The organism is Arthrobacter sp. RAF14, assembly GCF_052114185.1.
Classification (GTDB): Bacteria; Actinomycetota; Actinomycetes; order Actinomycetales; family Micrococcaceae; genus Arthrobacter_E.
Window position 1 is genome coordinate 1,361,862 of record NZ_JBFREG010000001.1, and the last position, 23,940, is coordinate 1,385,801.

Consider the following 23,940-nt stretch of genomic DNA (forward strand, 5'->3'; position numbering starts at 1 on the left):
TTTCCGTCCAACTTGGGAAGAGGGTGGATGCGGCGGTTGCGAGGGGAGTCCCAAAGGTTTGCATCAACAATCGGGGCGTGCGCTGGGGGCATATCGATCCCTCGGTAGCGGCTATCGAGCTGCTGAACGATGCTGATATTCGTGAGCTGCGTCTGGTTAAGGGCGACCTGCTTGTTTGCGAAGGCGGCGAGATCGGACGTTCCAGCGTCTGGCGCGATGAAGTTCCAGAGGCCTATTACCTCAACACCCTCCATCGCTTGCGCCCCAAGCAAGGATACGAACCCGAATTGGCTGCGGCATATCTTGAGTATTTTGTCGCTACAGGGGCACTTCAGGCGATTGTTGGGAAGTCGAGCCTGGCTCATCTGACCAAAGAGAATCTTCTTCGGCTTCCGCTGCCTGTCCCGCCGCTTGATGAACAGGCCGCTATCGCCGCGACACTGCGTTCCGCGGACGACCTAACGGTATCGCTGGAGCGTCTGATCGCGAAGAAGCGGGATGTCAAGCAGGGCATGATGCAGGAACTCCTTACCGGCCGCACACGCCTTCCCGGCTTTATGGGTGACTGGTGTGAGGTCGAGCTTGGTGTACTCGGGGTATTTCTCAAAGGCCGCGGAATCAATCGAGACCAGGTGCGATCCTCCGGTGTTCCGTGCATTCGGTACGGTGAGATTTACACGGCATATCGGAACTATGCTCGCGAAACGGTTTCATTCGTAGATCCTGACGTGGCGATGTCGGCTCTGCCGATCAGGTCAGGCGACCTGCTTTTCGCTGGTTCTGGTGAGACCAAGGCTGAGATCGGCATGACCGTTGCCTACGTAGGCGATGCCGCTGCAGTAGCCGGTGGAGACATCATCGTCTTGCGTGGGACTGGCTTCGATCCTGTTTTCGTTGGGTCGCTCCTAAACACTCCACAGTTGGCCGCGCAGAAGGCGAGTCGCGGGCAGGGCGATGCGGTGGTGCACATCGGCGCGAGTGCGCTCTCGGCACTTCGATTCCGACTTCCTGATATCGATGAGCAACGCGAGATCGCGAATATCTTGCAGTACGCTGACGCAGAGATCGAAGCGCTGAGGCGTCGTCTGGAGTCTGCACGTGCGGTGAAGGTCGGGATGATGCAGGAGCTGTTGACGGGGCGAACCCGCCTGAGAGTGACGGAGGAAGCATGAGCACGGTCGGTCAGAAGGAGCACGAGACACAACGCCGGGTGGTCAAGCTCTTCCAAGACAAGCTGGACTACACCTACGGTGGGAACCTGAAGGATCAGGACAACCGCAATGTCGATGAAGCTAAGCTCCGCACTTACCTGCTCGGTCGCGGGTACGACGAAGCTCTAGTCTCTCGCGCGGCACATCAGCTCCTGACCGCCGCAGCGTTCGGCGGCGGCTCTTCGTTGTACGACCAGAACCGTAAAGTCTATGAGCTACTCAGATACGGCGCTAAAGTCAAGACCGATGTCGATGAGACCACCCATTCAGTGCACCTGATTGACTGGACCAATCCGGCGAAGAACGACTTCGTCGTGGCTGAAGAAGTCACGGTCAAGGGCCAGCATACGAAGCGACCCGATCTCGTCCTCTATGTGAATGGGATCGCGCTCGGGGTGGTGGAGTTGAAGCGCTCAACGGTGAGCGTGGCCAGTGGTATCCGTCAGAACATCGGTAACCAGCGCCATGACTTCGTCCGTCCGTTCTTCACCACGGTCCAGCTGCTGTTCGCCGGCAACGATGTGGAGGGTCTGCACTACGGGGTCATCGAGACCCCGGAGAAGTACTGGTTGCGGTGGAAGGAGGAAGACGAGAACGCTGATCTTGACCTCGCGATCACCCAGATGTGCGCCAAAGAGCGGTTCTTGGAGATCCTCCACGACTTCATTGTCTATGACGCGGGCGTGAAGAAGTCCCCGCGCCACAACCAGTATTTCGGCGTCAAGGCCTCTCAGGCCCGTATCGCCAAACGCGAGGGCGGCATCATCTGGCACACCCAGGGATCGGGCAAGAGCCTGACGATGGTATGGCTGGCCAAATGGCTCCTGGAGACCCAGCACGATGCCCGCGTCCTAGTGATCACCGACCGCACTGAGCTGGACGAGCAGATCGAAGACGGCTTCTCCGGGGTCGGGGAGAAGATCGTCCGCACCCAGTCGGGCGCAGACATGCTCGCGATGCTCAACACGTCGAACCCGCGTCTCATGTGCTCCCTAGTGCACAAGTTCCGCGGCACCGGCGAAGAGGCCCGGGACAAGGACGCCGAGGACTTTGCGAAGGACCTCAAGACGAAGATCCCCGACGGTTTCACGGCCAAAGGCAACATCTTCGTTTTCGTCGACGAGGCCCACCGCACGCAGAGCGGCAAGATGCACCGCATCATGAAGGACCTGCTGCCGGGGGCGATGTTCATCGGTTTCACCGGCACGCCACTGTTAAAGAGCGACAAGAAGACCAGCATCGAGACGTTCGGGTCGTTCATCCACACCTACAAGTTCGACGAGGCCGTCCGTGATGGTGTCATACTCGACCTGAAGTACGAGGCCCGCAAGGTCGAACAGGAGCTCCAAGGATCCGCGGCGGTCGACAAGTGGTTCAACGCCAAGACCCGCAACCTCACCGACCTGTCGAAGGCTCGGCTTAAGCAGAAGTGGGGCACGATCCAGAAGGTCTTCTCCTCTGCGCCCCGCTCGGCACAGATCGTCCAGGACATCCTCATGGACATGGAGACCCAGCCGCGGCTGATCAGCGGCCGAGGCAACGCGATGTTGGTGAGCGACTCGGTCTATCAGGCCTGCACCTTCTACGAGGCCTTCGTGAAGAACGGCTTCAGGGGCAAGGTCGCGATTGTCACCAGCTACAAGCCTAATCCGACCGTGATCTCCAAGGAAGACGCTGGCGAGGGCGATACGGAAGAGCTCCGCAAATACGAGATTTACCGGCAAATGCTCGCCGACTACTTCGGCGGGGATCCCGACAAAGCCATCGGTCGGGTTGAAGAGTTCGAGACCGACGCGAAAAAGAAATTCGTCAACGAGCCTGGTCAGATGCGGCTGCTCATCGTGGTCGACAAGCTCCTGACCGGCTTCGACGCGCCGAGTGCGACGTACCTGTACATCGACAAGAGAATGCGCGACCACGGCCTCTTCCAGGCGATCTGCCGCGTTAACCGTCTCGACGGCGACGACAAGACCTACGGGTACATCGTCGACTACCGCGACCTGTTCAAGTCGCTCGACAAGACAGTCACCGACTACACCTCCGAAGCCTTCGGCGAGTACGAGGCCGATGATGTCGACGGACTGATCAGCGACCGCACTGAGCAGGACCGCAAAGATCTCGAGGAGGCCCTCGACACCATCCGTGCTCTTTGCGAGCCGGTAGCTCCGCCCAAAGGCACGCTCGAATACCAGCACTACTTCGTTGCGTCTACGCCCGGCGACGCCGACCAGATCAAAGACAACGAACCCAAACGCGTTCTGCTCTACAAGTCCGTTGCCACCATCGTACGCGCCTTCGGAGCCGTCGCCAGCGACATGGAAGCCGCCGGCTACACGGCTGCTGAGATGGCGTCGATCAAGGACGAGGTTGCCCACTACACCGCCGTCAAGAGCGAGGTCGAGGCCGGAGCCGGCGAGAACATCGACATGAAGCAGTACGAGGCAGGGATGCGCCAACTGCTCGACAACTACATCAATGCCAAACCCGTCGAGCAGGTCGCCGACCTGGAGAAGACCCTGGTCCAACTGATCGTCGATCGCGGGCCCGACGCTCTCGACATGCTGCCACCTGGAATTAGGGGCAGCAGCACGGCCACAGCGGAGACGATTATCAACAACGTCCGCAAAACGATCGTCGACGAACACGCGATGAACCCGCGCTACTACGAGCACATGTCCGACCTTCTCGACGCACTCATCGAGAAGCAGAAGGAAGACGCCGAGGACTACGGGGACTACCTCCGCAAACTCATCGAGCTGACGAAGAAGGTCGGCACCCGAGAAGTAGTAGGCGGCAAAACCTACCCGGAATGGGCAAATACTCCAGCGCGCCGGGCGATCGTTGATTTCCCATGGCTACCGATCGATCTTGTTGTCGACTCCGAGGCGCTGCATCGCAGGATCCAGTCCAGCAAGGAACACGGATGGGCCGACGCCGGTTCCGGCAAGATGAAGGAACGCGCACTCGCCCGTGAGTTGCGCAAGGAACTCCCCAGGATCGAAGAGGACTGTCTGGCAGAGTTCATCGAACTGTTGAAGAACAATGATGAGTACCGATAACGCCTACCTCACCGTCGCGGGCCTTGGCGTCGATGTCGTCTACAAGGACATCAAGAACATGCATATCGCGGTCTACCCCCCGGTGGGCCGGGTGCGGGTAGCTGCCCCGCAGCGGACGACTGAGGACGCTATTCGTCTTGCGGTAGTGCAGCGGCTCGCCTGGATCAGGCGTCGGCGGGAACAGCTCCAGAACGCGGAGAGGCAGACAGAACGCAAGATGGTCTCGGGGGAGACTCACTATGTGTGGGGGCAGCGGTATCTCCTCGACGTTTCTAAGTCGAGCGGTGCGTACGGTGTCGAGGCCACGGGCAATACGCTCTGGGTGATCACTCCACCTGGTACAGACGCCTCCGGGCGGTTCGGAGCACTGGATCGGTGGTACCGCCGTGAGCTGAAGGCCGCGGTGCCGGCGGTGCTGGAAAAGTGGCAGCCGATCCTAGGGGTCGAAGCAGCCAAGTTCGTCGTACGACGGATGAAGACCAAATGGGGAACATGCGTCACGACCTCGCGGACAATTTGGCTCAACCCTGAGTTGGCGAAGAAGGATCCCCGGGGCCTGGAGTACATCGTCGTCCACGAATTGATGCATCTGCTGGAGCGTGGGCACGGTGAGAAGTTCGTGGCTCTGATGGACCGGTTCCTTCCCGACTGGCGAGCACGCCGAGACGAGCTGAACGAGGCCCCGCTCGGGCACGAAGAGTGGGGAGAGTACGAGCAGCCGTAATTTCCAACCGGTCGGCTCAGCGACTCCAATCTTGCATGTGACGATGCTCTGGAGCTCCGGCATGCTGCAAACCCGCTTACGCGGACCTCGGCGGTATGCCTCGAAGTCGTAAACCGGGGCGTTCCTTGATCAGCCGCCGTCGTGGCGAATCGATGGCAAGAGCCGTATCCTTTGGGGATATTGCGGCAATGGAAGGGTTCTTCAGTCGATGGCATAAAAGCATCCTTAACTGGGGCTACCGGATCGCCAGTGAGGAGCTGCAGATAGTGATCATGACCTGGATTGAGCGAACCTGCCACCACCGGCGCTGCCGACCACGCTAAGTTCGTTTGAAGCCCGTAGATCTTGAGACCATGAGAACTAGGAACGCGGATCACGTGGTCGAACGGCAACCGTCACCTGCTTCTACGGCAGACCCATGCCACGTTCGGCGTCAACTAGCATAGTGACCCCGACACCTAGAGCTCGGTGGCGGGCAGGAAGACTTTGTCCTTCAAGAAATCGTTTAGCGAGTCGACGTTGATCTGAAGGTTCACATCTCCCTGACGAATCAGTCCGAGTGTCGGCACCGGAACGCGAAGGCGAGCTGCGTAGGTAGCCAGAGCCTCGCGCTGGTATGGGTAAATCGCCATGATGGCGACTCGCTCTAGAAATTCGCCCATAGCTATGCCGGAGACAGTCGCGGGTTCACTGGCTGCCCATATCGCGGTGAATACGCTCTCGATGGCGCAGCCCTCGTCAACGAACTGGAAGGCAAACTGGGTGGCTAGTTCGTTTTCTTCGCTAATGCCAACTTCGAAATGGACGCTTTGGCTTGGCTCTTGGGCAGATCCCGGTGCGCTCCGACGGGCTGAAAATGATTTCTCATTTACGGCGCGGAGGTCGAAGGCATGGACGAGCTCGCCAGCGTCCTCTATGCGTCGAGGGCGTTCTGTGAATGTCATCCGGCTAGGGCAAAGTCAGTGCGAGGACTGTTGCTCGCAAAAGTCACCGAGAATTTGGTAAATTTGGCCGATCCCGAAACAAGCTGATCTTGGAAAGCAGTCTCGGTGACGATTGGCTCATAAAGGGCTTTGACAAATTCATGCCCGGACAATACCTTGTGCTGCACTGGGGGCAGCTCCACGAACTGAATCCAGCGGTCACCGTGAGCTTCGAGCTGCCCACTGTCCTTGGCCACGTAATGAGTGACGAGAGCGCCGACCGCGTGAGCGTAGTTTGAGATCCTGCTCAGTGATGCAGCAGTGAGCATCCGTTCAAATTCTGAGACGGCCTGTTGCGTGTGCCCAAGGAGTTCAGCCACGTCGGATTGCTTGAGGCCCGCGTCCTTCCGGATCTGGACGAGCTGTGCGATCAGTTCGCGGTTCTGGCGAGCAAGGTACTTGGCGCGACGCCTCGCGCTCTTTGTGCCGATGCTGTGGTCGTGATCGGTAGCCATGTTCCGATGATTCCATACAAGCTACACCTTGTGCAAAGTTATCTAGGTTTTGGCGTGCAGGCCGAGTAGCCGTTCCACAAGCCCTTCGGTGTCCGTCGGGAGATTCCACGCCTTCGAACGGCCCCCGTCGCAACGCGCGTAGGCGAACTTCATCTGAACGTTCTGGCGCTCATGCACCTCTCCAGGTGTACCTGCGACGTTCTTCAGGTGAGCATGCAGTGCCACCAGAACGTCTTGCCATGGGGCGGCCGGCTCGTAATGGTAGTGCCTGAAGTGTTCGGTGTTGACCTTCGGGACATCTGGGTCAAGCAGTGCCCGGAGTTCGTATGAGTCTGCAGCTCCCCGCATCACCTTAATTGGTTCGCCGTCGTCTTGCGGATCGGCAAGCCCATCAGCTGCTGTGTCAAACAGGTCCTCAAGCACTCCGAAGATCGTGTCCCGCGGTACGGCTGGGAGATCGTGGTACCACTGTCTCAATTTGTCGAGCTCAGCGTCCTTGACTGGGTAGTAGGCGTGCCACTGGTACGGGGCTAGGGCGGGCTGGCAGCACCGAGATTGAGCCGCGTCATCCTGGCTTTGTCCGTGTGGATATACGTACGTGAGCGCTGTGGGCAGTCGAGGCCCAGGTTTCGGCGCGGATCCGGATACTGGCACGCGACCTCCTCAAGGAATATATAAGGAAGACTAGGTTCCCCCGCTGACATCGTAACGCCGTGGGAACTGGGACCGCATGCTCATCTCAGTGGAGTGCAAGCTCTGTGACCAACCTGTCGGATTAGACTGTCAATGTTCATTCTCTAAGTTCTACGAGTGGTAGCCAATGACTGCTGTATGCGCCCTCTTGCGGCAGACAGAAGCGATCGGTCGAGTTCTTGTCAGTGGCCCGCGGGTGCTCGTTGAGCAACGGCTCGATCGCTCGGCCAAAGGTGGTTGGAACCGTCATCGAAGCACTTCGACTGTCTGACTTAGGCGGGTCAACGTCCTACGTTTACGGTAGACGTTCTTGTATCAAGAAGCTCGATATGGATCTGGGCTCCTGAGTACATCACCATAATTGCCCAGGGTCGTTACGCAGATAGCTCAATGCGCTCAAGACGGATAACAACCGTCGCGGATTGGAAGCACGTAACAGTACGTGCTGCGCCAGATCTCGGCCTAGCGTCCGTACGTTCCGGATCGGAAGACCCCGCCACCCGAGGGTGGCGGGGTCTTCCGTTTCCGGCGAAGTCACGACGTCTCCCTGTCCGGGGAGGCGGTAAAGTGGGAGAGCACAACCGGCGGGAGAAGGAGGGCCCTTGGGCATCTTGGAAGGTATCCGGGAACCGCATGACCTGCAGCGGCTGAACCAGGATCAGATCGAACCGCTGGCGGCCGAGATCCGCGGGTTCCTGATCAGCAACGTCTCGCAGACGGGCGGCCACCTCGGTCCCAATCTGGGCGTGGTGGAACTGACCATCGCGCTCCACCGGGTCTTCAACTCGCCCGTGGACTCCATCGTCTTCGACACCGGTCACCAGTCCTATGTGCACAAGCTGCTGACCGGCCGCCAGGATTTCGGCACGCTCCGTCAGCAGGGCGGCCTCTCGGGCTACCCGGACCGCGGCGAGTCCGAACACGACATCGTCGAGTCCTCGCATGCGTCCTCGTCCTTGTCCTGGGCGGACGGCATCTCCCGTGCTCGCAAGCTCCAAGGTGAGAATGATCGCTACACGGTCGCCGTCATCGGCGACGGCGCCCTGACCGGCGGCATGGCGTGGGAGGCCCTCAACAACATCGCGGCCGACAAGGACCGCAAGGTGGTCATCGTCGTCAATGACAACGGCCGTTCCTATGCCCCGACCGTCGGCGGTTTCGCCGATTACCTCGCCTCGCTGCGCCCCACGATCGACGCCTGGCGGGCCAAGCCCGGCTACGAGGGCGCCATGAACTGGTGGAAGACGCGCCTGCAGGAGGGCGGCCCGGTGGGGCAGTTCACCTATAAGAGCCTGCATGCCGCGAAGAAGGGCGTGAAGGACTGGTGGGCCCCCCAGGGGATGTTCGAAGACCTCGGGATGAAGTACATCGGCCCCGTGGACGGCCATGACGAGGAAGCCGTGGAGGAGGCCCTGAGGCTCGCCCGTAACTTCGGCGGTCCGGTCCTGGTTCACACCATCACGGAGAAGGGCCGCGGCTATGCGCCCGCCCGCGCCGACGAGGCCGACCAGTTCCACGCGGTGGGCGTCATCGACCCGGAGACCGGGCTGCCCACCTCCAGCGGGGGCGCCCGTTCCTGGACCAGCGTGTTCGGCGAGGAGATCGCCGCCATCGCCGACGAGCGTGACGACATCGTCGGCATCACCGGCGCCATGCTGATCCCCGTCGGCCTCAGCGAGATGGCGGCCCGGCACCCCGACCGGGTGATCGACGTCGGCATCGCCGAACAGCATGCCGTGACCATGGCGGCAGGGCTGGCGTTCGGCGGCCTCCACCCCGTGGTGGCCGTCTACGCGACGTTCCTCAATCGCGCGTTCGACCAGCTCCTCATGGATGTCGCCCTCCACAAGGCCGGGGTCACGCTGGTCTTGGACCGCGCCGGGGTCACCGGACCGGACGGCCCCAGCCACCACGGCATGTGGGACATGGCCATGGTGCAGACGGTCCCCGGCCTGCACCTCGCAGCGCCCCGCGACGCGAGCCGGCTCCGCGAGGAGCTTCGCGAGGCGGTGGCGATCGACGACGCCCCGAGCGTCGTGCGCTTCTCCAAGGGCGCGGTGGGTCCCGAGGTCAACGCCCTGGAACGGCTCAAGGACGGCGTGGACGTCCTCGCCCGCCCCGAGGAGGGCCGGCTGGAGAATGACGTGCTGCTCATCTCGGTGGGCGCGCTGAGCGAGCTCGCCCTGGAGGTCGGAGAACGGCTCGCGGCCCACGGCATCACCTCGACGGTGGTCGATCCCCGCTGGGTGCTCCCCGTCCCGCGCTCGATCATCGCCCTGGCGGCGCGCCACCGGCTGGTGGTGTGCCTGGAGGACGGCGTGCGGGCGGGCGGCGTCGGTTCCCGGATCCGCCAGGAGATGCGGGCCGCTGGAGTGGACACCGCCCTGAACGAGGTCGGGCTCCCGGTGGAGTTCCTCGCCCACGGCACGCGAGGCCAGGTGCTGGAGCGCGTCGGCCTCACGGCGCAGCAGGTGACGCACGACGTCGTCGCGCAGGTTCTCGGCACGAAGGTCCCCTTCGCTCGCCCCCTCCCCGGTCAGCAGGCGCCCAGCACGGGAAGCATCCCGGCCCTGTGACGGCCGATGCCGGCCGGGGCCCGCTCGACGTCGCCCCCGGTGAGCTCGTCGTGGCCCGTAACCGCAAGTGGGACGGCGCCGCGCACTGGGTGGTGCCGGGCCGCTACCTCGGCGAGGACGACCACGGCTGGTGGATCTATCAGGCCCAGGGCGAGTTCTGCTCCCGGCCCGGCGCCGCCTTCTACACGCACAGCCACAACGTCCTGCTCGTGCCCCGCGAGGGGGACTGGGTGGCGACGTTCTACGACGATGACCACCCCGGTGACTTCCGGGTCTATGTGGACATGGCGGTCGGACACGAATTCAAGCGCATCCGGCCCGCGGTCACCGAATTCCACGTGGTGGACATGGACCTGGACGTCATCCTCTTCGCCGACGGCACGAGCCACATCGATGACGAGGACGAGTTCGCCGAGCGGTGCGTGAGCATGCACTATCCGGCCTGGCTGGTGAAGGCGACGGAGGACTCGTGCCGCGACGTCCTCGCCGCCGTGCAGGCCCGCCAGGCGCCCTTCGCCGGCGTGGCGGACGCCTGGCTGGCCCGCGGACTGGAAGCCACCCGAACCGGTGAATGGCACGATGACTGGATCCCAGAAGACGGAGAGAACGATGAATGAACTGCTGCGCGCCTACCGGCGTGACGAGGACGGTGTCCTCAGCTTCCGCGAGGCCTGGTACGAGCAGGAGGAAGGCGTGGTGGTGGTCAACCACGGCGTCGTGGGCCATGTGAGCAAGGACGACGTGCAGTCCGTGGAGTCCGACGAGGCCGCGGTGGCACTGCTGGAGGCCTTCAGCGCGCAGTGCGCCGAGGACGGCTTTGCCGAGATCCCGGTCGAGGAGCAGCACTGGGTGGTCGCCCAGTTCGCGCTGAAGAGCAAGGACGGGACCGAGCGGGACCGCTACTTGGAGCGTTCCGCCGTCGCCGCGCTGACCGGCCACTTCGCCTGGCGCGGGCTGGGCGTGGTGGACCGGAGCGCCATCGCGAACGGCAAGCTCAACATCTTCCTGATCTCGCCCGAACCGGCCAAGGCCGTCAAGGCCGTGGTGTCGGTGGCGCGCGAAGCCGATCTGGACCCGACCAAGCTGAGCGTCGGCGTCGCGCCGTATTCCGAGCCCGAGGCACTCAAGCGCCGTCACCCGGCAGGGCCCGGGACAGCGTTCAGTCTCTGAGCGGACTGCCGGCAGCCTTCGCCCGCTCAACACAGGCCCTTCCGGCGTGTCCGGAGGGGCCTGTGGCGCTTCCGGGGCCATTGGATAGGCTGACTGTATGACTGAATACCGCAGATTGGGAACATCCGGACTCGTCGTCTCCACCATCGGCCTCGGGTGCAACAACCTGGGCCGGCCGAACACGCCGAGCTTCACCCAGGAAGGCACGGACACCGTCATCCACGCGGCGCTGGACGCGGGGGTCACCCTTTTCGACGTCGCGGACGTGTACGGCGCCACACCCGGCCTGAGCGAGGAGATGCTCGGCAAGGCCCTCGGCAGCCGGCGTTCGGAAGTCGTTCTGGCTACCAAATTCGGCATGGACATGAACGGGGTCAACGGCGCGGACTTCGGGGCCCGCGGATCCCGCCGTTACATCGTCAACGCCGTCGAGGCGTCCCTGCGGCGTCTCGGGACCGAGTGGATCGATCTGTACCAGTTCCACACCCCGGATGACGGGACGCCCGTCGAGGAGACGCTCCGCGCCCTCGATGACCTGGTGACCGCCGGCAAGGTGCGGTACATCGGCCACTCGAACCGTGCCGGCTGGCAGATCGCGGAGGCCGAATTCCTGGCGCACTCGCTCGGCACCGAGCGCTTCATCTCCAGCCAGAACCATTACAACCTGCTGGACCGCCGGGCGGAACTCGAGGTCCTGCCGGCGGCTCGGGCGTACGGACTGGGTGTTCTGCCGTACTTCCCGCTCGCCAACGGGTTCCTCACCGGCAAGTACGCGCCGGACCGGGTGCCCGAAGGCTCGCGCCTCAGCCACACCCGGCAGAACATGGTGCGCGACGCCGACTGGGAGCAGATGGGCCGCTACTCGGAGTTCGCCCGGGAACGGGGACTCACCGAGGTGGAGGTCGCCTTCGCGTGGCTCCTGGCCCAGGAGCCTGTCAGCAGCGTGATCGCCGGTGCGACGAAGGTGGAGCAGGTCCAGCAGAACGCACGCGCGGTCGAGGCCCGACTGAGCCCCGAGGATCTGGCCGTCCTGGACGAGATCTTCCCGCCGGTGCCCAAGGTGGCGCTCTTCTAGACCCGGCACGACGACGAAGGGGACGGCACCCGGTGGTGCCGTCCCCTTCGTCGTCGTTCGCTGCGCCGTCGCCCCCTCCGCCCGCGCGGCTCAGGATGCCTGGCTCAGGCCGTGTGGAACCGCTTGCCGTTGACGCGCTCGGACGCGCCCACGCGGTCCAGGTACGGCGTGATGCCGCCCAGGAACATGGGCCAGCCGGCGCCGAGGATCATGCAGAGGTCGATGTCCTCGGGACCCGCCACCACGCCTTCCTCCAGCATGAGGCCGATCTCCTCGGCCAGGGCGTCCTGGGTGCGGGTCAGGACTTCTTCAGCCGTCGACGGCCGATCACCGAAGCTCATCAGCGCCATGACGCGCTCCGGGATCTCCTGGCCGCCGTCGTCGGTGGGAGCCCACAGACCCTTCACACCGTTGTCGATGAGCGCCTGCAGATTGGCCGAGACCGTGAAGCGGTCACCGAACGCAGCGTGCAAGGATTCCTGCACATGCTGCGCGACCGGCAGGCCCACCATGGCGCCCAGCGTGAACGGCGTCATGGGCAGACCCATGGGACGCAGGGCGTTGTCCGCGACGTCGGCCGGAGTGCCTTCGTCGAACGCCGCGGTGACCTCGCCCATGAGGCGGAGCAGCACGCGGTTGACCACGAACGCAGCGGCGTCCTTGACGAGCACGGCGCTCTTCTTCAGGTTCTTGGCCAGCTGGAACGCGGTGGCCAGGGTCTCGTCCGACGTCTTCGGCGCCCGCACGATCTCCAGGAGCGGCATGACGGCCACCGGGTTGAAGAAGTGGAAGCCCACCAGTCGTTCCGGGTGTTCCAGATCGCGGGCCATCTCCGTGACGGACAGGCTCGAGGTGTTGGTGGCGAGGATGCACTCCGGGGAGACGATGGCCTCCACCTCGGCGAACACCTGCTTCTTGACCGAGAGCTCTTCGAACACGGCCTCGATCACGAAGTCGGCGTCGGCGAACACCTGCTTGTCCACGGCGCCGGTGATGAGGGCCTTGGTCCGGTTGGCGGCATCGGCGGACATGCGGCCCTTGGCCTGCAGCTTGTCGACTTCACCGTGGATGTAGGACACCCCGCGGTCCACGCGCTCCTGGTCGATGTCCGTCATGACCACCGGCACCTTGAGCTGCTTCGCGAAGAGCAGCGCCAGCTGACCGGCCATCAGGCCCGCGCCGACCACGCCGACCTTGGTGACGGGCCGCGCCAGCTTCGCATCCGGCGCACCGGCCGGTCGCTTGGCACGCTTCTGCACCAGATCGAGGAAGGCATAGACCGTGGAGCGGAACTCGCCGGTCTGCATGAGGCCCGCGAGAGCCTCGCACTCTGCCGCGGCGGACTCCTCCTGCGTCTGGGTGCGATTGGCCTCTAGCAGGTCCAGGACCTTGCCCGGAGCGGGAGCCGCATCGGAGATCTTCCGGGTCACGAAGGCGCGTCCGGCGTCCACGGCGGCCTGCCAGCGCTCGGCCACCTGAGGATCGGAGGCGTCGACGGCGTGGGTGCGCTCCGGGGTCACGTCGCCGCGGAGGACCTGCCCGGCCCAGACCAGGGACTGCTCCAGGAAGTCGGCGGCATCGAAGAGCGCATCCGCGACGCCGAGCTCGACGGCCTGCTTGCCGCTGAGCGTCCGGTTGTTGTTCAGCGGGTTCTCGATCATGACCTTGACGGCGTTCTCGGGCCCGATCAGACGTGGCAGGAGGTACACGCCGCCCCAACCGGGGACCAGGCCCAGGAAGGCCTCGGGGAGCCCGAGCGCGCCGGCGGAGGCGCTCACCGTGCGGTAGGTGGACTGGAGGGCGATCTCGAGGCCGCCGCCCAGGGCGAGGCCGTTGATGAAGGCGAAGGTCGGCACCGGCAGGTTCCTGAGCAGTCCGTACACCTCGTGTCCCAGGCGGGCCATGGCCAGACCGTGCTCGGGCTCCGAGATCGCGGACACGGCGGTGAGGTCGGCGCCGGCCACGAGGAAGTACGGCTTCCCCGTGATGCCGACGGCCTGGATCTCGCCCTTGGCCGCCCGTTCGGCGAGGGCCTGGAGGGTCCGGCCCAGCTCGATCAGGGTGTTCGGCCCCAGCGTGGTCGGCTTGCGGTGATCCAGGCCGTTGTCCAGGGTCACGAGGGCGAGCGTCCCCGCGCCCGGCAGAGGCACGTCCTGCACCAGAGAGTGGGTCACCGTCTCCGTGCTGAAGAGCCCTGCGAGTTCTGTGAAGTCATCGAGACTCATGCTGCCTCTCCTGCCTGTGCGTCGGTTCCGTAGTCGGGGTGGTGGGGGTTCTCCCAGATGATCGTGCCGCCCATGCCGAGGCCGATGCACATGGTGGTCACGCCATAGCGGACGCCCGGGTCCTGCTCGAACTGGCGGGCGAGCTGGTTCATCAGGCGGACGCCGGAGGAGGCGAGGGGGTGGCCCAGGGCGATCGCGCCGCCGTAGCGGTTGACCCGGGGGTCGTCGTCGGCGATGCCGAAGTAGTCCAGGAAGCTGAGGACCTGGACCGCGAACGCCTCGTTGATCTCGAAGAGCCCGATGTCCTCGATGCCGAGGCCCGCCTTCTCCAGAGCCTTGAGGGTGGAGGGCACCGGGCCGTATCCCATGACGCTCGGCTCGACGCCGGCGAAGGCGTACGAGACCATGCGCATGCGGACGGGCAGGCCCAGCTCCTCGGCGGTGCCGGCGTCGGCGAGCAGGGCTGCCGTCGCGCCGTCGTTCAGTCCGGCCGCATTGCCGGCGGTGACGCGGCCGTGCGGGCGGAAGGGGGTGCGGAGACCCTCAAGGTCCTCCAGGGTGGTGCCGGGCCGGGGAGGCTCGTCCGCGGTGTTCAGGGTCCAGCCGGCGCCGGCCTTCTTGCTCGCCACGGGGACGAGGCCGGCCTGGATGTCGCCGCTTTCGTAGGCTTCGGCGACCTTCCGCTGTGAGGCGACGGCATAGGCGTCGGCGCGCTCCTTGGTGATGGCCGGGAAGCGATCGTGGAGATTCTCTGCCGTGTTGCCCATGTTGAGGGCGGCGGGGTCCACGATCCGCTCGGAGAGGAAGCGGGGATTGGGATCGGCTCCCACACCCATGGGGTGGTGGCCCATGTGCTCGACTCCGCCGGCGATCACGACGTCGTAGGCGCCGGACGCGATCCCGCTGCCGGTGGTGGTGACGGCGGTCAGGGCGCCGGCGCACATGCGGTCGATGGCGAATCCCGGGACCGACTGGGGGAGCCCTGCGAGCAGCGCTGCGGTGCGCCCGATGGTCAGTCCCTGGTCGCCGGTCTGCGTGGTGGCGGCGATGGCCACCTCGTCCACGCGTTCCGCCGGAAGACCGGGGTTGCGGCGCATCAGTTCACGGATGCATTTGACCACCAGGTCGTCGGCGCGGGTCTCGGCATAGATGCCCTTGTCTCCTGCCTTGCCGAAAGGGGTGCGAATGCCGTCGACAAAGACGACATCGCGGCCGGCCAGGCCTTTGCGGATGCGGCTCACGCTTGCTCCTCGTTGAGTTCAACGCCCGGCGGACGGGCGGCACGCTGGTGTCCGGCGGGCGCCGGACGCGTTCAACGTTATGTTACTCGTCAGTAACTTCTTTGGGCAAGGGCTTCCGGCCGGGTGTCTGCGCGGAGTCCGGATGCTGGATCGCCTCCAGCAGCAGGGGGCCCGTGAGCCGGCGCTGCCAGCTCCGTGCGCCGAGTTCCGCGAGTGCGTCATCCACGCTGTCGGCGTCCGGCTCGGTGGGCGGCCGCCACATGACACGCCGCAGGTGATCCGGCGTGAGCAGGTTCTCCACGGGCATGTCCCACTCCGCTGCGAGGTCGGTCAGGGCCTGGCGTGCGGCGGCCAGGCGGGCGGCCGCCACGGGGTCTTTGTCCGCCCAGGCGCGAGGGGGAGGCGGGGCATTGGTGGGCAGGTGCAGCGGAGGCAGATCCTCGGTGTCCCGGGCCGACATGAGCGCCCGGAGCCAGCGTGGCGCCTCGCGCTGCGCCGCGCGGCCGTCGAAGCCACGCGTCGCGATCAGCTGAGGAACCGTGGTGGGCATGGCGCGGGCCGCGGCGATGAGCGCGGAGTCCGGCAGCAGGCGTCCCGGTGCGACGTCGCGCTTGCGGGCCAGATCCTCCCGTTCGAGCCAGAGCTGGCGGACGGCGGCCAGCTGCCGGCGGTCACGGATCTGGTGCATGCCGGACGTCCGCCGCCAGGGTTCCTTACGGGGAGGCGCGACGCCGGCGTCCAGAATCGCCTGGAACTCCTCCAGGGCGAAGCCGAGTTTGCCCTGGCTGGTGAGGAGCTCGATCAGCTCCTCACGCAGCTCGATGAGCACCTCGACGTCCAGGGCGGCGTACTTCAGCCAGGGCTCAGGCAGGGGACGGGTGGACCAGTCCGCGGCCGAGTGCTCCTTGGCGAGCCGGAAGCCGAGCAACTGCTCGATCACGGCAGCCAGTCCGACGCGGGGGAGTCCGGCCAGGCGGGCCGCCAGCTCCGTGTCGAAGAGTGCGGATGGCCAGAGGCCGAGTTCGCTCAGGCAGGGCAGGTCCTGAGTGGAGGCGTGCAGGATCCACTCGGCGCCCTCCAGCGCGTCCTGAAGGGGTTCCAGGTCCTCGAACGGCTCGGGATCGATCAGCCAGGTGCCCGAGCCCTCCCTCCGGATCTGGACCAGGAACGCCCGCTGGCCGTAGCGGAAACCGGAGGCGCGCTCGGCGTCGACGGCGACCGGCCCGGTCCCGGCGGCCAGGGCGGCGGCACAGCGCTGCAGCCCGGCATCGGTGCTGATGACGAAGGGGACGCCCTCGCGAGGGGTGTCCAGTTCGACGACATCCGGCGCCTCGAGGACGAGGTCATCCAGGTCGGGGGAGACTGTGTCAGCGGCCGGATCGCCGGCCGTGGTCAGGTTTCGCTTCAGAGTCATGGTGCTTTCAGTTTATCCGGGTGCTGTCCACGGGCCGCCCGGTCGTCAGAAACGGCGTCCCGGGAGGGCGGTGACACCCTCGGGAAGCGGCGGGAGGCCGGCGAAGGAGCAGACCATGTCCGCCCAGGCTTCGAGGTGGTTCTGCACCTGCCAGTCCGCGGGGGTCCAGGAGGCCCGGAGTTCGATGTCGATGGTGCTGCCCCGTTCGGCGAGGGTGCCGAAGGAGTCTGACAGCACGCGGGTGGCGGTGCCTCCCGCGGAGCTGTGGTCGGCGCCGTGATTCTGGAGCGCCTCCACGAGCCAGGCCCAGGCGACCGTGCCCAGGAGCTCGTCGTTGCCCATCTCGGCGTCCATCTGGGCCCGGATGAAGGTGACCACGCGGAAGTCACCGCCCCAGACCTCGGAGCCCGCCGGATCGTGGAGCAGGATGAACCGGCCCGTGGCCAGGTCCGCGAGCCCTTCGGCATCGGCGTGGCCGGGGCCGAGCGCGGACGGTGAGATCTCCGCGCCGAGGGCCACGGCGAAGGGCGCCAGCCGTGCCGGAGCCGGGATCTCCTCGAGCCGGAGTTCCGCGCGGGAGCGCGCGGCCTTCAGCGAGGAGAGTGCTCTGTTGAAGCCCGACGGCAACGGGGCATTGGCGTTCACGGCACGAGAATACTGCGGTGCGGGCGTGCCTCCATTGAGCCACGCCCGCACGATGCGAGTTTGAGGCCTCCGAGCCCCGTCTCAGGGCGCCGAGGCCAACTGTCCGGCATCACGATGCCGGGGTCCGGCGTCGGCCGGTCAGGCTCCGAGCTCCGCGCGCAGGGCGGCGGCGAAGGCGTCCACGTCGGCCTCGGTGGTGTCGAAGGAGCACATCCACCGGACCTCGCGGCGGCCGGCGTCCCAGTCGTAGAACCGGAACTTGGAGCGCACGGCATCCGCCACACCCTCCGGCAGGATGGCGAAGACGCCGTTGGACTGCGTCTCCTGGGTGATCTCCACCCCGGGCAGGTCTTCCACGGCGGTGCGGAGGCGCTGCGCCATGGCGTTGGAGTGGCTGGCGGAGCGGAGCCAGAGGTCGCCTTCGAGCAGCGCGATGAACTGGGCGGACATGAAGCGCATCTTGGAGGCCAGCTGCATGCTCATCTTGCGCAGGTAGATCAGGCCGGGAGCGGCTTCCGGGTTCAGCGCCACCACGATCTCGCCGAAGATCAGGCCGTTCTTGGTGCCGCCGAAGGAGAGGATGTCCACCCCGGCGTCGCGGGTGAAGGCGCGGAGGGGCAGGCCGAGGGTGGCGGCGGCGTTGGCGAGCCGGGAACCGTCCATGTGCAGCTTCATGCCCTTGGCGTGCACGTGGTCCGCGATCGCGCGGACCTCCTCCGGGGTGTACACGGTGCCCAGCTCGGTGCTCTGGGTGATGGAGACGGCCAGCGGCTGGGCGCGGTGCTCGTCACCGTAGCCCCAGGCCTCCAGATCGATGAGTTCGGGGGTCAGCTTGCCGTTGTCGGTGGGCACGGCCAGCAGCTTGATGCCGCCCATGCGCTCGGGGGCGCCGTTCTCATCCACGTTGATGTGGGCCGTCGTGGCGCACACGACCGCGCCCCAGCGGGGGATGAGCGACTGGAGTGCCACCACATTGGCGCCGGTGCCGTTGAAGACCGGGTAGTACTCGATGCCGGCGCCGAAGTGTCCTTCCAGGACCTCGCCGAGCCGGGCGGTGTACTGGTCCTCGCCGTAGGCGATCTGATGCCCGTGGTTGGCCTGGGCGATGGCTTCCAGGATCTCCGGGTGCACGCCGGAGTAGTTGTCCGAGGCGAAGCCCCGGCTGGTGACGTCATGCAGGGGTGCGGATGCCATGGTGGCGTGTGTTTCCTGTTCTGTTCGCGGGAAAGTGGAGAGTGGGGACGGACCGGTCACGCGTTCCAGGCGGGCAGGATCCGGCGGGTGCCGTTCAGATCCGCGGCATCCTGGCCGAAGAGGTCCAGGGCGGCCTGGGCCAGTTGCGTGACATCCGTGTAGCCGGGGAATCTGCGCTCAGGGTGGGCGGCACGCTGCGCTTCGTCCACGAGGGACTTCACGGCGAGCACGACGGCGGCCGCGCGGCCGGTCTCCTCGGTGCGGAATGCGTCCGCCACGGCGAGGGTCCAGGCTTCCGCCGCAGCCTTGGCGGCGGCGTAGTTGGCTCCCTTGCCCGTGGGGTGCTCGGCGATCGTGGAGCCGACCATCACGAAGCGGCCGGTGGGGGAGGCGAGCAGGGCCGGAAGGAACGCCCGGCTCGTGTTGCGCAGGGTCTGCACCGCCTGGCGGTGCAGGAAATCCCAGTCCTCGTCGCTCTGGTCCAGCAGGGACGTGCCGCCACGCCAGCCGCCCACCAGGTGCAGCACGCCGTCCACTCCGCCGGATTCGTCGGTGACCTGTGCCGCGAGCCGCTGGACGGCGTCGAAGTCGGCCAAGTCGCAGACCAGGGGGGTGACGGTGTGGCCGGAGGCCCCGGTGGCGGCGGCCGCAGCCGATTCGATGCGGTCCGGGGACGAACCGATCGTGTAGACGCGGTGGCCGGCCTGGGAAAACGCCGTGGCGGCAGCAACCCCGGAAGGGCTGCTGCCGCCGGCGACGACAACGGTGAGGTTGTTCATGATCTCGAGTCTAGGCTCTCGTTCCGGGTGCCGTGGTTCAGGCCAGCGCGGTGGCGCCGGTGATGCCCGCGGTGGACTCGATGACGTGGCGCATCTTCTTCTCGAGGGCCTCGAAGAACATGGAGAGCGGGAACTCGTCGTCCATGACCTGATCGGTGATCTCGCGCGGGGTGCCGGTGAGCGGCAGGGCGTCGGGTCCCTTGGCCCACACGGAGGCCGGGTGCGGGGTGACGGTGGCCGTGATCATCTCGTAGGCGGCGATCCAGTGCGCGACCTTCGGGCGGTCGATGGAGCGCCAGTAGAGTTCCTCGATTTGCTCGCCGAGGGCCACGACGACGTCCGCGACGTTGTCCCACTCGATGCTCATCTTGCCGTCGGTCCAGTGCAGCACGCGGTGCTGGTGCATCCACGCGAAGAGCAGCTGGCCGCCCAGGCCGTCGTAGTTGCGGACACGGGAGCCCGTGATGGAGAAGCGGAAGATCCGGTCGAAGATGACCGCGTACTGGACGAGCTTCGCGTGCTTGCGCGCCTCGGGGCTGGCGTTCTCGTCCTTCTCGACCAGGACGGACTCGCGGAAGGCGGTGAGGTCGCAGCGGAGCTCTTCCAGCGAGTAGAGGAAGAACGGCATGCGCTGCTTGATCATGAACGGATCGAAGGGCAGGTCGCCTCGCATGTGGGTGCGGTCGTGGATGAGGTCCCACATGATGAAGGCCTCCTGCGTCAGCTGCTGGTCCTCGATCAGCTCCGCCGCGTCTGCGGGGAGGTCCAGCGAGGTGATCTCGGCAGCTGCCTTCAGCACCCGGCGGAAGCGGGCTGCTTCGCGGTCCTGGAAGATGGCGCCCCAGGTGAAGGCCGGGGTTTCGCGGACGGCCACGGACTCGGGGAAGAGCACTGCGGAGTTGGTGTCGTAACCGGCGGTGAAGTCGACGAAGCTCAGCGGGACGAACAGCTTGTTGGAGTACGCGCCGGCTTCCAGTTCCGAGATGAACTCGGGCCAGAGGACGTCCACCAGCACCGCTTCCAGGAGGCGCTGGGTGCTGCCGTTCTGGGTGTACATCGGGAAGACCACCAGGTGCTGGAGGCCGTCGATGCGGTGCTCCTGCGGCTGGAAGGCCATGAGGGAGTCGAGGAAGTCCGGCTCGCCGAAGCCGGCAGCGGCCCAGGCCTTCAGGTCCTTCTGCAGGAGGGTGAGGTACTCGGCGTCGTGCGGGAAGAGCGGGGCCAGCTCGGCGACGGCTGCGACGACGGTGTCGACAGCCTCGGCCGCTGCGGCGTGGTTCGCCGGCTCTTCGATGGCGCCGTTCTTCGACTGGAACGGCTGCACGCTGCTCACGGCGGTCTTCAGGCGCTGCCAGGCGGGGTGCTCGGCGGTGACGCGGGAGGTGGTCTCGATGGTGGTGGCGGTCATGGCCAGGCTCCTTATTCCTCTGTTCCCCGGAGGGAAAGTGCGGGGGATCGTGTGTGATCCGCCACACCGTGACATCTGGATTCAGCGTAGCCGTGAACAATCATGTCTGTTGCAAATTCGAGCCAAGCATCAGTAGTTCTTATGCATGCCGAGGTTCTCGCGCCTTGAGGCCCACTGACCGTGGAAGTGCCTCACGCTGGTCACCCGGATACCCCTGGAAAGCAGTCGGACCCGGACGCACAGGAAGTGCGTCCGGGTCCGGGGAGTCGATCTATTCGGCAGGCCTCAGCTTCAGGGACACCGAATTGATGCAGTACCGCTGGTCGGTGGGCGTGTCATAGCCCTCGCCCTCGAAGACGTGTCCCAGATGGGAATCACAGCTGGCACAGCGGACCTCGACGCGTTCCATGCCGAGGGTCGAATCCCGCAGGTACCGGACCGTGCCGTCCGCGAGCGGTGCGAAGAAGGACGGCCAACCGCAATGGGAGTCGAACTTCTCCTTGCTGGTGAACAGCTCCGCGCCGCAGGCACGGCAGCTGTAGACGCCCTCCTGCTTCGTGTCCCAGTACTCGCCGGTGAAGGCCCGTTCCGTACCGGCCTGGCGGAGGACCTGGTATTCCTCCGGTGTCAGCTCCTGACGCCATTCCTGGTCGCTCTTGACGACCTCTGCGCCGTTTCCCGGGCGGTCCATGATGCGCTCCTCACTCCGATGATCTGTTCGGTGTACGTGTTAACGCTCAGGAGTCCCCGATGAATCCCGAACCCGCATACAGATGCAGCACCGGCAGCCCGAGAGCGTTCTGCGCCTTGCTGGCCAGGTCCGCGTGGAAGGTGTCCAGCACGGCGTGCGGCTTCGTGAACACGACGGCCTGAGCGGCGTCGGTGGCCTTGACGGCGTCCACGAGCGCCTGCACGGCGGAGCCTTCGTCCACCACCGTGCCTTCGATCTCCTGGAAAAGGCCGTCCAGCGCGGCCAGTGACCGCTCCAGGATCTGAGAGGCGTCCTGCCGCGCGTCGGCGGGGTCCTGCGCCTTGGTGCCCAGCTCGCGGAACGCCTCGGCGAACTCGAGAAGCGAGAGGTGCTCGACGAAATCGACCAGGAGGTGGCGCTGCGTGTCGGCCTGGACCAGGAGCTTCGCGGAGAACTCCCCACCGTCCAGGAGTTCCTCCAGACTGGTGCGGTCCGACTCGTCAAGTGTGGTTTCCGTCAGGATGACGATTGGCTGAATCATGTGACAAGACTAGTCCGGTGCAGGAGATTCCCGGCCACAGCCAGCAGAATGGATGTCATGGAAGAACAGAGCAGCACGGCACGTGGCCATGGTTTCTTCAGGATCGCAGGCCTCGGCGTCGCCTCGGCCCTGGCGGCGACGGCATTGCTGGGTGCGGGCAGTTCCGCCCTGGCGGCCTACTTCGCACGCCGGATCATCACCCCGGACCGTGTGAAGAGCGAAGGGGAGGAACTGCTCGCGGTGGTCCAGGGAGACCGGGGCCCCGAGGCGATCTTCCGTGCCACGGCGGAGAGCACGGTGGAAGGCGTCTACAGCTTCCACTTCGACGGCGACGCCGGTCTGGCGAGGATCGGCCGGATCACGTCCTATTCGCCGCTGGAAGGCACCGTGCAGCGGGAGATCGAGGAGATCTACTCCGGGAGCCTGGACCGGGTGCGCTGGGGCCGCTGGGGCGGAGCCACGTATCCGGACCCCTCCGCGCTCGGCCTCCCCTTCGACGAGGTGCTGCTCCGGAACGAGATCGGCGATTTCCCCGCCTGGCTGGTCCCTGCGCCGGAGGTCAGCGCCGGGGAGCACCGCAAGCATGCGGCGCCGGGTGGCCAGGAGGTCTGGGCGATCATGGTCCACGGCCGGGGCGCCACGCGGATGGAAGGGCTGAGGGCCCTGCCGGTGGTCCAGGAACTCGGCCTGACCAGCCTGATGATCTCCTACCGCAACGACGGCGACGCCCCGCCCTCCGACGCGGGACGGTACGGTCTGGGCTCCACCGAATGGCGGGAGGTCGAGGCGGCCATCACCTATGCGCTGGACCACGGCGCCACCGATGTGGTGCTGTTCGGCTGGTCGATGGGCGGTGCCGTGTCCCTGCAGGCCGCGGATCAGGCCCGCAATCGGCATGCCATCAGGGCGCTGGTCCTGGATGCTCCGGTGATCGACTGGGTGGACGTGCTCGCCTTCCAGGCGCGGCTCAACCGCATCCCCGCCGAGGTGGGGCGCTATGGGCAGTTCATGCTGTCCCATCCTCTGGGCCGACGGCTGACCGGCTTGTCCGCGCCCGTGGACCTCAAGTCCATGGACTGGGTCACCCGTTCGATCGAACTGCGCACCCCCACGCTGATCCTGCACAGCGTGGACGACGACTTCGTCCCCTATGGGCCGTCGGAGAAACTGGCGGAGAAGAACCCCGAGATGGTGACCTTCGTGCCGTTCCAGCTCGCGCGGCACACGCGGGAGTGGAATGTCGACCGGGATCGCTGGAACACGACCGTCCGGGACTGGCTCGCAGCGCAGCTGGAGGAGCGGAAGGGGCCGGCCGCAGCGGTCTGACCCCTGATCCGGCGGGTCGTCCGCCCGGGCGCGGATGGCTCAGGCGCGGATGGTGGCGCGCACGGCCCCGGTGAGCCGTTCCAGATCCTCCGGCGCGAGTTCGACGTCGAGCCCTCGGCGTCCGCCCGACACCAGGATGGTGACGTGACCGAACGCCGAGTCGTCCAGGACCGTGGGTGACGGGTTGCGCTGCCCCAGGGGCGAGATCCCTCCCAGGACGTACCCGGTGCGGCGCTGCGCGGCGGCGGGATCCGCCATCGCCGCCTTCTTCTGTCCCAGCGCCCCGGCCACCGCTTTGAGGTCCAGCGTGCCGCTCACCGGAACGATGCCCACGGCCATGCCGTCGGCGAGCTGCACCATGAGCGTCTTGAAGACCTGCTCGGGAGAGAAGCCGAGTGCCTCGGCGGCTTCGAGCCCAAAATTCGTCACGCGCGGATCGTGCTCATACGCGTGCAGGGTGAACGGGACCCCGGCCGCTTCGAGTGCGAGGGTGGCCGGGGTCCCGGTGCTGTGCTTCTTACCCGCCATCG

21 protein-coding genes are annotated in these 23,940 nt (G+C 65.8%); 8 read left to right on the forward strand and 13 right to left on the reverse strand.

The genetic code is table 11. The annotated features are described in order from the left end of the window. Positions 1–77: 77 nt before the first annotated feature. The 3 genes from AB4Y75_RS06385 to AB4Y75_RS06395 are packed head-to-tail and all read left to right on the forward strand — an operon-like array spanning position 78 to position 4,994. A complete protein-coding gene (locus tag AB4Y75_RS06385; RefSeq protein ID WP_441435008.1) occupies positions 78–1,172 on the forward strand; it encodes a restriction endonuclease subunit S in 1,095 nt (364 codons plus the stop codon). After that, complete coding sequence (locus AB4Y75_RS06390) at positions 1,169–4,270, forward strand: type I restriction endonuclease subunit R (RefSeq protein ID WP_441435009.1); 3,102 nt, start codon at positions 1,169–1,171, stop codon at positions 4,268–4,270. The genes AB4Y75_RS06385 and AB4Y75_RS06390 overlap by 4 nt, the downstream gene beginning before the upstream one ends. Next, positions 4,257–4,994 carry a M48 family metallopeptidase gene (locus tag AB4Y75_RS06395; protein WP_441435010.1) on the forward strand — a complete coding sequence of 246 codons (738 nt, stop codon included), beginning with the start codon at positions 4,257–4,259 and terminating at the stop codon, positions 4,992–4,994. Before AB4Y75_RS06390 ends, AB4Y75_RS06395 begins: the two co-directional genes overlap by 14 nt. A gap of 458 nt (positions 4,995–5,452) precedes the next feature. Here AB4Y75_RS06395 and AB4Y75_RS06400 read toward each other — a convergent pair whose 3' ends face one another. Genes AB4Y75_RS06400 through AB4Y75_RS06410 form a run of 3 tightly spaced genes read right to left on the reverse strand, consistent with a single transcriptional unit; the run spans position 5,453 to position 6,855 of the window. Further along, positions 5,453–5,938, reverse strand: a complete 486-nt coding sequence (locus tag AB4Y75_RS06400; RefSeq protein WP_441435011.1) for a hypothetical protein — start codon at positions 5,936–5,938, stop codon at positions 5,453–5,455. After that, positions 5,935–6,432 (reverse strand): helix-turn-helix domain-containing protein, encoded by a 498-nt coding sequence (locus tag AB4Y75_RS06405; RefSeq protein WP_441435012.1) that lies wholly within the window; start codon positions 6,430–6,432, stop codon positions 5,935–5,937. Before AB4Y75_RS06405 ends, AB4Y75_RS06400 begins: the two co-directional genes overlap by 4 nt. A 42-nt stretch (positions 6,433–6,474) precedes the next feature. Beyond that, positions 6,475–6,855 carry a hypothetical protein gene (locus AB4Y75_RS06410; protein WP_441435013.1) on the reverse strand — a complete coding sequence of 127 codons (381 nt, stop codon included), beginning with the start codon at positions 6,853–6,855 and terminating at the stop codon, positions 6,475–6,477. A gap of 872 nt (positions 6,856–7,727) precedes the next feature. On the opposite strand from AB4Y75_RS06410, the gene dxs reads away from it, so the two are divergent. The 4 genes from dxs to AB4Y75_RS06430 all read left to right on the forward strand — a co-directional run bounded on the left by dxs (position 7,728) and on the right by AB4Y75_RS06430 (position 11,946). Further along, the gene (gene dxs, locus AB4Y75_RS06415) at positions 7,728–9,701 is read left to right on the forward strand and encodes a 1-deoxy-D-xylulose-5-phosphate synthase (protein WP_441435014.1); all 1,974 of its coding nucleotides are present in this window, start codon (positions 7,728–7,730) and stop codon (positions 9,699–9,701) included. Then, the gene (locus AB4Y75_RS06420) at positions 9,698–10,318 is read left to right on the forward strand and encodes a DUF402 domain-containing protein (protein WP_441435015.1); all 621 of its coding nucleotides are present in this window, start codon (positions 9,698–9,700) and stop codon (positions 10,316–10,318) included. Before dxs ends, AB4Y75_RS06420 begins: the two co-directional genes overlap by 4 nt. Continuing rightward, the gene (locus AB4Y75_RS06425; RefSeq protein WP_441435016.1) at positions 10,311–10,871 is read left to right on the forward strand and encodes a hypothetical protein; all 561 of its coding nucleotides are present in this window, start codon (positions 10,311–10,313) and stop codon (positions 10,869–10,871) included. The genes AB4Y75_RS06420 and AB4Y75_RS06425 overlap by 8 nt, the downstream gene beginning before the upstream one ends. 97 nt (positions 10,872–10,968) lie before the next feature. After that, positions 10,969–11,946: an aldo/keto reductase gene (locus tag AB4Y75_RS06430; RefSeq protein ID WP_441435017.1), complete on the forward strand. Its 978-nt coding sequence runs from the start codon at positions 10,969–10,971 to the stop codon at positions 11,944–11,946. 104 nt (positions 11,947–12,050) lie between these two features. Here AB4Y75_RS06430 and AB4Y75_RS06435 read toward each other — a convergent pair whose 3' ends face one another. The 9 genes from AB4Y75_RS06435 to AB4Y75_RS06475 form a co-directional block, all read right to left on the reverse strand. Beyond that, complete coding sequence (locus AB4Y75_RS06435) at positions 12,051–14,171, reverse strand: 3-hydroxyacyl-CoA dehydrogenase NAD-binding domain-containing protein (protein WP_441435018.1); 2,121 nt, start codon at positions 14,169–14,171, stop codon at positions 12,051–12,053. Beyond that, positions 14,168–15,412 (reverse strand): thiolase family protein, encoded by a 1,245-nt coding sequence (locus AB4Y75_RS06440; RefSeq protein WP_441435019.1) that lies wholly within the window; start codon positions 15,410–15,412, stop codon positions 14,168–14,170. The genes AB4Y75_RS06435 and AB4Y75_RS06440 overlap by 4 nt, the downstream gene beginning before the upstream one ends. 82 nt (positions 15,413–15,494) lie before the next feature. Continuing rightward, positions 15,495–16,826, reverse strand: coding sequence for an HRDC domain-containing protein (locus AB4Y75_RS06445; RefSeq protein ID WP_441435020.1), 1,332 nt, complete (start codon positions 16,824–16,826; stop codon positions 15,495–15,497). A gap of 45 nt (positions 16,827–16,871) precedes the next feature. Further along, on the reverse strand, positions 16,872–17,471 hold the full coding sequence (locus AB4Y75_RS06450) for a DUF3000 domain-containing protein (protein ID WP_441435021.1): 600 nt from the start codon (positions 17,469–17,471) through the stop codon (positions 16,872–16,874). Positions 17,472–17,609: 138 nt separating this feature from the next. After that, positions 17,610–18,665, reverse strand: a complete 1,056-nt coding sequence (locus AB4Y75_RS06455) for a threonine aldolase family protein (protein ID WP_441435022.1) — start codon at positions 18,663–18,665, stop codon at positions 17,610–17,612. A 56-nt stretch (positions 18,666–18,721) separates the two neighbouring features. Next, on the reverse strand, positions 18,722–19,444 hold the full coding sequence (locus tag AB4Y75_RS06460; protein ID WP_441435023.1) for an SDR family NAD(P)-dependent oxidoreductase: 723 nt from the start codon (positions 19,442–19,444) through the stop codon (positions 18,722–18,724). Between the two features lie 37 nt (positions 19,445–19,481). Continuing rightward, entirely contained in the window at positions 19,482–20,852 is a 1,371-nt protein-coding gene (locus tag AB4Y75_RS06465) for a DUF6421 family protein (RefSeq protein ID WP_441435024.1), read from the reverse strand. 271 nt (positions 20,853–21,123) lie between these two features. Then, entirely contained in the window at positions 21,124–21,543 is a 420-nt protein-coding gene (gene msrB, locus AB4Y75_RS06470) for a peptide-methionine (R)-S-oxide reductase MsrB (protein WP_441435025.1), read from the reverse strand. 46 nt (positions 21,544–21,589) lie between these two features. Next, complete coding sequence (locus AB4Y75_RS06475) at positions 21,590–22,084, reverse strand: hypothetical protein (protein WP_441435026.1); 495 nt, start codon at positions 22,082–22,084, stop codon at positions 21,590–21,592. Positions 22,085–22,141: 57 nt separating this feature from the next. Here AB4Y75_RS06475 and AB4Y75_RS06480 point away from each other — a divergent pair, with 57 nt between their 5' ends. Next, positions 22,142–23,410, forward strand: a complete 1,269-nt coding sequence (locus AB4Y75_RS06480; protein WP_441435027.1) for an alpha/beta hydrolase family protein — start codon at positions 22,142–22,144, stop codon at positions 23,408–23,410. 39 nt (positions 23,411–23,449) lie between these two features. Here the strand turns inward: AB4Y75_RS06480 and ybaK are convergent, their stop codons facing one another. Beyond that, entirely contained in the window at positions 23,450–23,938 is a 489-nt protein-coding gene (gene ybaK, locus AB4Y75_RS06485; RefSeq protein WP_441435028.1) for a Cys-tRNA(Pro) deacylase, read from the reverse strand. Positions 23,939–23,940 lie beyond the last annotated feature (2 nt).